Consider the following 10,931-nt stretch of genomic DNA (forward strand, 5'->3'; position numbering starts at 1 on the left):
AGCCGGTGCCTGTGCTGACGCCGTCGGGGAAGATGCAGGCCCGCCGCGAAGTGCGTGAGCATCGCGTCGGCCGGGTTTCGACTCCGAGGATCTAAGCGGTCTCGCAGAGAAGCCAGCCCTTGCGGGTGTAGCGGTGGGCGTTGAACGCTGTGGGCGGCGTCTGAAAAATGTTTCAGACGCCGCCCACAGCCTGCCCGCGATGGTGAGCAGCAGGAGTCGCCGTAGGCTCCGTGCGGCGCTGCGGCCGCGAACGCCGAAGCCCGGCGGACGGGTGTCTCGCCGGACCCTTCGGATCGGGTCAGTAGAGCTGGATGCGGGTGAGGACGATGTGCGGCGGGTCGGCGTCGGCGGCGATGACGTACTCGGCGATGCCGAGTGAGCCGTCGGCGCCGAGCGGTATGCGCCGCTGCTGCGGCCACCGGGCTGATGCGGTGCTGCCCGGTACCTGGCCGGAGGTCTCGTTGATCACGACGGTGGCGGCCACGATCGCGCTGAACACCGGGCCGGGCAGGCCGGGGTCCATGAGGAGTTCGGTGACTTCCTCCGACAGCACGCAGGGCAGGCCCTCGGGCTCCTGGTCGTACGGCTCACTCAACGGGCAGGCCCGCCGCGCGGCGGCGCTCGATCAGGTCGGCGACTGTGGTCGTGGGCAGTGTTCCGTCCAGCGCGGCCGCGGTGATCCGGTCGCCTGCCGGGTCGGTGTCGAGCATCGCTTCGCACCACCAGTGGCGCAGGACGCCTTCGGCCTCCTCGGGGGCGGCCTCCAGGAACTGGCGGTAGAACTCGACCCGGTGCGGGCCTTCAAGCGCGCTGGCGATCCCGTTCGCGTTGCGGGGCACCCGCTCCGGCTCGTGCGGGTGGATCGGCTGTGCGGTCATCGCGGGCCCCTTTCTGTCTGCTCCGAGTGTGCCCGCTCGCGGCGGCCGCCGTCGACCGGCTGCACGGGAAGCCCCCCGATCCAGCGCGCTCGGGCCGCCGGGTGCCCCCGGCGGTCATGAGACGGCGGCCGCCCCAGGTTTGGTCAGGGAGTGGATCTGCCGGGCCAGGCGCGGGGCGGGGACGCACAGGGGCGGGTCTTCGCGCGGAGGGCTGAGCCAGTCGGCCGCAGGGGAGCCGTACTCGGTGCGCGGCAGGATCAGGTGGTGGCCGCGGGTGAGGACGCGGACGCCGGGCAGGCCGGCGCATGCGTCGCCGGTGCCGGGCGCCACCATCACGTACAGCTCGTCGCGGAGGTAGTCGGCGAGGACCGGGTAGCCGCGCTGGCGGGGCAGGCGCATCCGGCTGAGTGCCGTCAGTCCCAGGATCATCGGCCGGATGGCCACCGCGTCCCAGTGCACGCCGCATGCTGTCCACCGGGTGTGGTCCCGTGCGGTGATCCACCGCCGGCGCCTGGACGCATCCGGCTCCGCCAGCGAGACCCAGCCCCGGCTCGGGGAAGGACTTTTCGGCACGGTCCGGGGCCTATTCGTCGAGACAGTCGGCGAGGAACCGGGCCTCGCGCGCGAGCGCGGCCATGTGCACGGTGGCCGCCGCCCGTCCCTGCCGGTCGGGCAGGGCGGTGGCAGCGGCGCGGCCCCGGCTGATCAGGGCCTGCCACTGTTCCCGGGCCGCTGTTGCGGGGGCGATCTGGTCGGCGTGGGCCTGGGCGTGCGGGAGCATCTGCTCCAGGTGCTCCCGCAGCGCCGCAGTCAGCTCGGTGACCTCTTGGGGCCCGGGTACGGACCGGCGGCCCCCGACGGCGCGGCAGGCCGTTGCGCGGATGGTCACCAGATCGAGGGGAGGCAGCTCACCCACCATCATCGGCGTGAGCTGCAACGGCGGTTGTGAGGTTCGGGGGGAAGGGGTCATGCCGGGACCGTATGGGCGGTATACCGGAAGGCAGGCACCCAAAGTGGGTGCATCGTGCCTCTTGGAGCACCTCCATGGACAGTCGGGACATCGGCCGCCGCATCGCCTACTGGCGCACCGTCCGCCGCATGACGCAGGCGGACTTCGGGGCCCTGATGGGCCAGTCCCGCCGCTGGGTGCAAAACCTCGAAGGCGGCCTTCGACAGCGCGACCCCCGCTTGTCCGTCCTGGAGGACGCCGCCCGAGTCCTGCGGATCCCGCTGGAGCGCCTGCTGTCGGACGCCCCGCCGGGGACGGCCGCCGACTGCACGGACGCCGCCGAGCTCGCCGCGATCCGCGCAGCCCTCCACCGCCATGACGTCATCACCGGCACCTGCGACGCCGACTGCACCGGCGCGCCCCCGCTGCCCGCGCTGCGCCGCAGTGTCGTGCACGCCAGGACCGCGTTCCAGGCCGGGGCGTTCGCGAGCCTGGGGCGCCTGGTGCCCACCTTGCTGGTCACCGCCACGCGCGCGGCCGCGCACCACGAGGGCGAGCAGCGACGGGAGGCATGGCGGCTGCTGTGCTGGGTGCTGGAGGTCACCGAGGCCGCCGCGATCAAGGCAGGTGACACGGACCTGGCCATCACTTCTGCCCACCGGGCGGTGGCCGCCGCCGAGCGCAGCGAGGACCCGGTCACGATGGCGTCAGCCGCGCGCCACCTGACCGACGCGATGACCCACCACGGCCAGGCGCGCGCCGGCGCCGACTTCGCCATTGCGGCCGCGGACCGCCTGTCCGCCGATCTCCAGCAGCGGGGCGCGGACGGACTGAGCGTCCTGGGCATGCTCTACCTCAAAGCCGCCATGGCCACCGCCGCCGTCGCCGAGCAGGAAGAAGCCCGCGCCGCCGCCGCGGCCGCGGCCGTCCCCCCGCTCCTGGACGAGGCCGACGAGCACGCCACCCGGCTCGGCGTCGACGACGCCAACGCGTTGTGGACGGCGTTCGGGACGACGAACGTCAACCTCTACCGCGTTGCCGCCCACGTCCAGCTCTCCCAGGGGAGCGACGCCATCACCGCCGCCCGCGAGATCTCCCACCCCGCCCGCCAGGGCCTGCCGCGCGAGCGACGCGCCCACCACTTCACCGACCTCGCCCACGCCTACACCCAGGCCGGCCAGCGCCAGGACGCCGTCACCGCACTCCTGGACGCCGAGGAGGAAGCCCCCGAAGAGGTCCGCTGCCGCCCGCGCACACACCGCCTCGTCGAAGATCTGCGCCTTCTCGGCGCAGGGTCCTCCGAGGGGCTCTTGCAGGCGCTCGCGGGACGATGTGGACTGCCCCGATGACCACCACCCGCACGCTGTACCTGATCGCCTGCGCCGCGCCGCCCGCCCGCCGTCTGCCGACCCCGATCCGAGCCGCCCAGGCCGCCGGCTGGGACGTCTGCCTGATCCTCACGCCCTCCGCCTACCGGTGGGCCAGCGAGGACGCCACCGGCGAGATAGCCGCCCTGGAGCAGCTCACCGGTCACCCGGTCCGCTGGCAGTACAAACTCCCCTCACAGCCGGATGTACTGCCCTCACCGGACGCCATCCTCGTGGCCCCACTGACCGCGAACACGCTCAACAAATGGGCCGCTGGCATCAGCGACACCCTGGCCCTCGGACTCATCACCGAAGGCATCGGGCTCGGCCTGCCGATCGTCGCCCTGCCCCACTGGAACGACGCCCAAGGCCGACACCCGGCAGTGCCGCGCAACGTGGAGACCCTGCGCGACGCGGGTGTCACCCTGCTGCTCGGCGACGGCGGCTTCGTCCCCCACCAGCCCCGGCAAGGTGACCTCGACGCGTACCCGTGGCAGGCCGCCATCGACGCACTACCCGCCTAGGTGCCTGTTTGTGATTTCGACGGCTGGGATGAGCGTCGTACGCCGACAGCGAGGAAGAGATGAGTCCGAGCTGTGTGACCTCTGCGGAGCGATGGGTTTGGGCGGGAGCGACGGATTGCGAACTCGCTCAGCTCGATGGGTTGGGCCGCCGTCCTCTGGAGAGAGTTGCTGCGGGGAGCCAGGCGGCTGACGTCCGCGAGCGGGTGGCCGCGAAAGCCACCCATCACACCCTTTCGGGTGAATTTTGCAGATAGCGGCAACTGATGTTGACGGTGACTGCTGTCCTGATTGCACGCCGCATCCTTTGAGAACGGCGATGTCCGACAAGGAGGCATCTCATGCCACTTACGCAACGCTCGGCCCCCCTCGTGACGGTGCAAGCGCCCGCCCGCCGAGGAGGCAGGCCCGTCCGTGCGCGCTTCGCGCACCGGGTGGCCGCCATGGTGGCCACCGCCGGGCTCGGGCTGGCCGGCCTGGTGGTCACCGCCGCACCAGCCCACGCCGACAGCAGCTACACATGCGACCACGCCGTTGCAGCGGAGTCGGGTCCGGTCCACCCCTACGTCCACGCCTCTGGAAACTGCACCGGTAACGGGGAAACCGGCGGTGGTGGTCTCCATATCCGGACAGATGGACGATGGTACGAGTGCTCCCGCTTCGAACCGTCCCTCCCCGACCGGGTGGATGGGTACGACTGTGCTGTCTTCCTTCGCTAGCGGAAGCCGGGGCGCGGGCGGCCCGCCCATCAGCCGCCCGGTGGTCTTGCTCAGGAATCGCCGCCGGTTCCTGAGCAAGGCCTGGAGGTCTCGCGCTGACGTCAGCGGTTCGGCCAGGGTGAGAGCCACGGTTCTGCGGAGGAGCAGGGGGACCGTCGGCGTGACGACGACGAGATGGATGTTGGTCAGGCCGCAGTAGGCAGGACGACCGGGACGGCAAGCAGCGCCGTCTTCCTGGCCGGTTTGCGGGTGAGGCGGCGGGTCATCAGCGTGATGGACGCCCAGGTGATAAGCGACTCGCTGACCTGCGGCAGCCTCTCGTGGTCCCGGCAGTGCCGGCGGGCCCGCATGATCCAGGACAAGGAGCGTTCGACCACCCACCGGCGGGGCAGCACTACGAATCCCTTGGTGTTCGGCGGCCTGCGGACGGTCTTCAACGTGATGTCGCACCGGTCCTTCGCCCAGGCCACGAGCTTGCCGGCATAGTTCGAGTCGGCCCAGACGGTCGCGATTTCCGGGTGCATGACGTTGAGCCGGAACAAAAGTTCCTTGGCCGCCTCGCGGTCGGTGACGTCGGCCGGGGTGACCATGATGAGCAGGACCAGGCCGCGGGTGTCGACTGCGAGGTGGCGCTTGCGGCCGTTGATCAGCTTGGCCCCGTCGAAGCCGCGGCTGTCCCTGCCGACCGTCTCGGACGCCTTCACGCTCTGGGAGTCCACGATCACCGCCGTGGCCTGCGGCGTCTTGCCACTACTGACCCGCACCGCCCGCCGCAGCTGGTCACGGATCACGCTGATGGCGCCGGAGGCCGCCCAGCGCCGGGCGAACCCATAAATCGTCCGCCAAGGGGGAAAATCGGACGGCATCGCGCGCCACTTGATGCCGTTGTCGACCAGGTAGCGGATGCCGTCGACGATCTCGCGGCGGGGGTGCTTCTCCGGCCGGCCCCGGCCGATCTCGCAGGCGGGCGGAAGCAGGGCCTCGATCAAGGCCCACTCAGCATCGGTAGTGTCGGAAGGGTAGCGGCGTCGGCGCATCACGAAGGTCGGGGTCCTGGCCGCAGCGAAGTGCCGGGGAGAGTCGGCCAGGACCCCTGGTCCCTTCCGTGTGAAGCGTGCCGGCGGCTCCGGTGTCATTGGCTCTGCGAGGTTGCCATGGCTAGGCTGGCCTCGACCGCTTTGATCTGCGTGTTCAGGTAGTTCGCCCACCGGCTGTTGGGGAAGAGCGCCAGGTGGGGAGCCAGCGTGCCGGTGATCATCCGACGGAACTGGGTGAGCCGCTCGCTGATCCAGGCGCGCTCCCACGCCTCCAGCTCGGCCTCGCTCGCAGAAGTGGTACCCGTCCTCGCGCGTCCAGATCAGCGGGGGCCAGCCCCGCTCGCCGGACAGGTCCCGCAAGGCCCGCAGGCCGCTGCGGGTCTGGTAGAGACTCAGCTCGCAGGCGCCCATCAGGCGTTTGATCACCAGCCCCGACGGGGCGGCCTCCATCAGCGCGATCTGGATGAGCTCGGCATGACGCTCCGCGGCCGGGGAGCGTTTGCGCACCGCTATTCACCCCGCAGGATGCGGGCGAGTTCCTCGTCCATGTCGACCTGACCGGTTGCCACCGCGGTCTCCATCCAGTCCAGCGCCGCGCGGGCCCGTGCGATGTTCGACAGCAGCACCTCGCGCTCATCCCCCGACCACTGGCGGTCGCGCATCTTCGGCACCGCTTTGGACGTCTCGCGCACGAACCGGTGGAAAGCGCCGAGCAGGTCGACGAACTCCTCGGTCCGCTCGATCCGCCTCACCGCCGGCGCGGCCGGCGAGGTCTCGCGGAAGGCCGTGGCCTGCTGTCGGGAGCGGTCGGCCTGAGCCGGTTGACCATGCGACGAGCGGTGTCGTCGGCCGCGATCCGCGCGGCGACCTCCGGCCGCCGCAGCACGTCGCTCGCCACCTTCGCGGCGGCGGCATCGTCCCTCACCAGGCTCCGCACCGCTTCCGCGCGGTGTTCGGGTTTCTGGGCCTCGGCGACGGCCTGGCGGACCGCGGCGTCGTCCATCAGGCGGGCTGCGATCGCCGGGCGCCGCAGCACGTCAGCCGCCACCTGGACGGCCACGTCCTCGTCCACGGCCAGGTCGTGGACGCGGTCCACCTTCTCCTGGACGGTCCCGGGCCGGTCCGGCCGGCGCCCTACGTGCTTCTGGGCCAGATTCGTCGTCCACCGCCGCGTGCCGGTCACGTCGTCGACGGGCGGGTTCCCGATCGCCTCGCACCGCTCGTTCTCGTCCTGGATCGACGCCAGGATCGTGTGGACTTTGTGGGAGACGCCTTCCCGGCGCCGGCCGACGGGCCAGCGGTGGGAGGTGAACCGGTAGTTCAGCACCGTGCTCAGTGATAACCCGACGTCGTCCGCATATATCTGGAGTGATGCGCGGACGCCGAACAGCTCGTCCTCGTGCATCACCGAACCGCCGTGCGGGCGCATCGGCTCGATCTCCAGCGCGTGGTCGCCGATCGTGAACATCGCCCGCCCGATCTGGGCGACGAGCCGGCGGTCAGCGGCGACGATCTCTTCGTAACGCTTCCGGGTGACCTGACCGATGTTCTCGGACAAGGCGATCACCACTCCTCACGGGGCCGGGTGCGGCACCAAGGGCCGCAAGGGAACCCACGGCCCCTTGCTCCTTTTCGGAGCGTCCACCTCCGCGAGATCGTCAACAACCCTCGGTGTCAACTCGGCCAGAACCGGCGGAAATTCACCAAAAGGAGCGTTCGGATCGGCGTCACTGTGACGCTGTTCCGAACCCTTCCTGCCGCCGTCGCCAAGCCCTTGTGCGGCACCTCGGCGAGCAGAACACCGTCCCGGCCGGATGCTCCACCCCCGGCGTCCACCGCGTCCCGCACGACAGACACTCAGCCGCGTCCCGCACATCCCGCAACGCGACCACCCTCGCCCGCACCCTCCGGGCCTGATGCCACTGCCTGGAACGACACACCGCCGAACAGAACCGGGCCCGCGGGCCCGCATCCGGCCGAAGCCGTTCACCACAAGCCCGGCAGTACCGGGCAGGCACCCGCCCGTCACCATCGGCCACCCCACCAGGCTAGGCCCGCCAGAAGATCACTTCAGCGACTTGAGAAACGGGCACTCACGCCCCGCCACCAACGCGGCTACCGCCCGCAACCGCAGAACCTCCTGCGCTGCCGGTCGCAGATTCCGGGCGTCCCCCCACCAGATCACTCACGCCCAGCTCAACGACCAAGAATCACAAGCGTTTCTGATCAATAGCGGACATCTCCACACTACGAGGGGAGGCACAAGTGGGGTCAGGGTTGACGCGGTGCCGACCTCGATCTTTGAGGCCTCGACCAGACGACTTCGCCCATGGACTTCACCTGATCGGTGGCCGAGTTGACGAAGCTCACCGGACTAAACTTGGCTATCCTGTCAGTATGAGAATTTTTACTGTTGCTGCGCTCACATGTCTGCTACTGATCCCGGCCGCAGGTGCGTCGGCGGAGGTTAGCGACGCCTTCCCGGAATGCCCAAGCGGTTCCGTCTGTTTCTGGGATCAGGAGAGTTTCCAGGGGAATAGGAAAGATTACAGTCCGGGGAGCTGGCCTTCTTGCGGCGCAACGCCACTTCCAGCGCGTTCGATTATTAACGAAACTGACAAAGAATGGACTTTTTATGAAGATTCCCACTGCAACTACAGCCATCAAGGCCTGGCCGGGACTCTACGTGCGCATGCTTCAGCTAGCAGTCTAGGGTTCGTCGCCAATTCGTGGTTCTAAATGATGTCCCGTAAGGCCTGGAAGGTTATTCAGAAGTCGGTGGGTCTTGCTGGTTGATTGCTGGGCGTAGGATCGGTCCGCTCGGCGTACCGTACGGGGTGTCGATTCCTGTGCGGACGCTCGGGGGGACCGATGCGTTTCCACCGTACTACCGGTTTGAGCCTGTATCAGCTGTCCCTGCTCATGGGGAGGGTGGAGCGGTGTTTGCCGGGCTGGGGCGCGCCGGCGGGGCGGCCGCGTGTTCTGCCGTTGTGGGGGGCGGTGGTCGTGCTGTGTTTCCTGCTGCGTCACAACGCGGTTCAGGAGATGGTCGGTGAGCTGTTCGGTGTCTCGTAGCCCATGGTCTGCCGTTATGCGGCCGTGCTGCGGCCTGTGATGAGGGGCAGCCTGAAGCAGCTGGGGTTCGGCGTCGCCCGGCGGCCGCGGGGCGAGCCGGTCCTTGTTGACGGTTTTCTTGCCCCGTGCTGGGACTGGAAGGCCGCTGAGCAGCTGTTTTTCGCGAAGCACCGCCGCACCGGTCACAACGTCCAGGTGATGTCCGACCTCCGGGGCCGCCTCAGGGCCGTTGGCCGGCCCCTGCCCGGAGCCCGCCACGACTCCCACGCCCGCACCGCCTCGGGCATGGAGACCACCGTCGGCAGACATCCCGGGCTCGGCGACAAGGGCTGCCAGGGCTGCGGACTGCTGACCCTGCACAAGAAACCCTTGCATCGCCCGCTCACCCTCCGCCCGCTCCTGGCCGCCTTCACCGCCCTCCTCCTCCGGCGCGTAGCTCCCGCTGCGTACGCGGGGGTCGGCGAGGGCTTCGATGGTGTCGGTGTCGTGTGCGCGGAGCGCTCCGAGGACCTTTGCCAGGGTTTCGTAGGCCGGTGAGGTCAGTATTTCGTCCGGGCTTTCACCCGGCGCGAGGAATACCGGGACGATCAGCGAAGCGATTTTCCCCTCGCCGGGCTTCATGCGGAGCGCGCGGCCGACCATCTGCACGATGTCGACCATCGACCCCCGCGCATCACAAAAGGCGACGGAATCGCAATTCGCGGTATCGACCCCTTCACCCAGTACCCTCACGGAGCTCAGCACGCGCAGAGCAGCCGGCCGCAACCCGTCCTCGTCCTCAATGACATCGGACGCGAACCCCTCCAGCACGGCGCGCCGGTGGCCGGGGGAGTGCTCACCATAGAGCCAGCCGGCCCACACCCGTTCCGGCGCCGGGAAGCGGCGCGGGTCGTCCTGCCAGAGCCGCTGCGCGACGTCGGCTACGCCCTTGGCCATGGCCTCGGCCTCGGTGATCTTGCTGTGGAACGTCAGGACCTTCCGCAGCCGCTCCTGCGCCGCTGCGGTGAGGACGCCGGCTTGCAGCGCTGCGAGCCTGGCTCCGCGTACCGCGTCCGAGCCGGGTCCGGCCGTTTGCTGTGCCTGGTGGAGTTCGGGGTCGGTGATGTCGACGCACACGACCTGGTAGGGCGCGACCAGTCCGCGGCTGACGGCCTCGGACAGGGTGAGCTTGAACGCCACGGGCCCGAACAGCGGAGAGTCGGGGTCCATGCTTGCGATCGGCCGCGGCGCCTTGTCGCGGCTGCCTTCGGCGGCCTCCCAGATTCGGGCGGTGGCGGTCATGTAGAGCCGGCGGCCCGCCGGGATCTTGCCCTGGTCGTGCACAGCTGCCCAGGGCTTGCCCGCGTCTCCGCTGGTCCGGTGCGCCTCGTCGACGACCATCAGGTCCCACACGCCCAGGCCCTGGGTATGGGCGCGCTGGAGAATGCCGAGGCCCACGGCGGCGTAGGTGGCGAACACCGTCACCCGTTCCAGCCCTTGTGCCCAGGCCACGAGCTCGGCCGGATCCGTTGTACAGGGCATGCCGTCAGCGTCCTCGGCCGTTAGCCGGCAGACTCCGATCATCGCCCCGGTACGGCCGCCCTCCCGCCATGCGGCTGCGGTCTGGGTCAGGAGATCCAGAGTCGGCACGAGGACCAGGACCCGCCGGGCAGCCAGCTTTTGTGCGGCCTCGGTGGCGATCAGTGTCTTGCCCGAGCCGGTCGCGGCGATGACCTGGGTCCGCAGCCCCTCGGTCGGCAGGTGCCCGTCGGCGGGTGTCTGCAGAACACGGAGGATGGCATCGACTGCTTCCACCTGATGCGGAAACAGTTCTTTACCTGGCATGCTATTTCCCTTCGTCGTGTCTGGTGTGTTCTCAGGGCCGCTGTAATCTGGTTGTGCTGGAATTCTTGACACTGGGTAGTGGGTGTTTATCCAGCCTTTTGATGAGCGGTTCCCAGGCGGTTATTTGTGGTCTTTCGGTGGCTCCAGAGGCCGTGGCGGGGGTGGCTTGCCTCTCCATAAGGTATCGGGCACAGCAGGATGACGCATCCCAGTCGTTGGAAGTGTTCCGTTCCGTTCGTTTCTGCTATCCCGGGACCGTTGCGGTGGGCCTGCCCGTTGCCTTCGCCCGCCTCTTACCCAACGGCAGACGGAGACCAGCCCCCTGATCCTCCGTCACCCCGACCCGCAGACTCCCCCTCTTGTCAGCCGCAGGAACACGCCCCGCGTGTTCCGTCAGGCCGGATCGCGGAGCGATCCGAGCCCGAGGCCAACGGAGTTGGCATCCTGGGCCACGGAGTGGCCCGGATGCCCGGGACGAAGTCCCGGATACCGCACGGAGTGCGGTGCCGTCTTTCCGTCGCGTAGCGACGGCGCGTCGTGTCTGCGGAGCAGACCGCGCGC

The 10,931-nt window shown here is 69.4% G+C and carries 10 protein-coding genes and 1 pseudogene; 3 read left to right on the top strand and 8 right to left on the bottom strand.

The annotated features are described in order from the left end of the window. Window positions 1-298: 298 nt before the first annotated feature. The 4 genes from ACZ53N_RS34960 to ACZ53N_RS34975 form a co-directional block, all read right to left on the bottom strand. Entirely contained in the window at window positions 299-595 is a 297-nt protein-coding gene (locus ACZ53N_RS34960) for a hypothetical protein (protein ID WP_469144793.1), read from the bottom strand. Continuing rightward, the gene (locus tag ACZ53N_RS34965; RefSeq protein WP_469144794.1) at window positions 588-878 is read right to left on the bottom strand and encodes a hypothetical protein; all 291 of its coding nucleotides are present in this window, start codon (window positions 876-878) and stop codon (window positions 588-590) included. Before ACZ53N_RS34965 ends, ACZ53N_RS34960 begins: the two co-directional genes overlap by 8 nt. 114 nt (window positions 879-992) lie before the next feature. Continuing rightward, window positions 993-1,337 (bottom strand): hypothetical protein, encoded by a 345-nt coding sequence (locus ACZ53N_RS34970; protein WP_469144795.1) that lies wholly within the window; start codon window positions 1,335-1,337, stop codon window positions 993-995. Window positions 1,338-1,461: 124 nt separating this feature from the next. After that, entirely contained in the window at window positions 1,462-1,848 is a 387-nt protein-coding gene (locus ACZ53N_RS34975; RefSeq protein WP_469144796.1) for a DUF6415 family natural product biosynthesis protein, read from the bottom strand. A 74-nt stretch (window positions 1,849-1,922) separates the two neighbouring features. On the opposite strand from ACZ53N_RS34975, the gene ACZ53N_RS34980 reads away from it, so the two are divergent. Continuing rightward, window positions 1,923-3,176 carry a helix-turn-helix domain-containing protein gene (locus ACZ53N_RS34980; RefSeq protein ID WP_469144797.1) on the top strand — a complete coding sequence of 418 codons (1,254 nt, stop codon included), beginning with the start codon at window positions 1,923-1,925 and terminating at the stop codon, window positions 3,174-3,176. Further along, window positions 3,173-3,718: a flavoprotein gene (locus ACZ53N_RS34985; RefSeq protein WP_469144798.1), complete on the top strand. Its 546-nt coding sequence runs from the start codon at window positions 3,173-3,175 to the stop codon at window positions 3,716-3,718. Before ACZ53N_RS34980 ends, ACZ53N_RS34985 begins: the two co-directional genes overlap by 4 nt. A gap of 901 nt (window positions 3,719-4,619) precedes the next feature. On the opposite strand, the gene ACZ53N_RS34990 is transcribed toward ACZ53N_RS34985, so the two are convergent. The 3 genes and pseudogenes from ACZ53N_RS34990 to ACZ53N_RS35000 form a co-directional block, all read right to left on the bottom strand. Next, on the bottom strand, window positions 4,620-5,471 hold the full coding sequence (locus ACZ53N_RS34990; protein WP_469144802.1) for an IS5 family transposase: 852 nt from the start codon (window positions 5,469-5,471) through the stop codon (window positions 4,620-4,622). A gap of 95 nt (window positions 5,472-5,566) precedes the next feature. Continuing rightward, on the bottom strand, window positions 5,567-5,692 hold the full coding sequence (locus tag ACZ53N_RS34995) for a hypothetical protein (protein ID WP_469144799.1): 126 nt from the start codon (window positions 5,690-5,692) through the stop codon (window positions 5,567-5,569). Between the two features lie 288 nt (window positions 5,693-5,980). Further along, window positions 5,981-6,939, bottom strand: a pseudogene (locus tag ACZ53N_RS35000) (DUF6192 family protein). 929 nt (window positions 6,940-7,868) lie between these two features. On the opposite strand from ACZ53N_RS35000, the gene ACZ53N_RS35005 reads away from it, so the two are divergent. After that, entirely contained in the window at window positions 7,869-8,210 is a 342-nt protein-coding gene (locus ACZ53N_RS35005) for a peptidase inhibitor family I36 protein (RefSeq protein ID WP_469144800.1), read from the top strand. Here the strand turns inward: ACZ53N_RS35005 and ACZ53N_RS35010 are convergent. Next, complete coding sequence (locus ACZ53N_RS35010; RefSeq protein ID WP_469144801.1) at window positions 8,181-10,370, bottom strand: DEAD/DEAH box helicase family protein; 2,190 nt, start codon at window positions 10,368-10,370, stop codon at window positions 8,181-8,183. The genes ACZ53N_RS35005 and ACZ53N_RS35010 overlap by 30 nt on opposite strands. Window positions 10,371-10,931: the final 561 nt, after the last annotated feature.

The organism is Streptomyces sp. NPDC033229 (assembly GCF_055576875.1).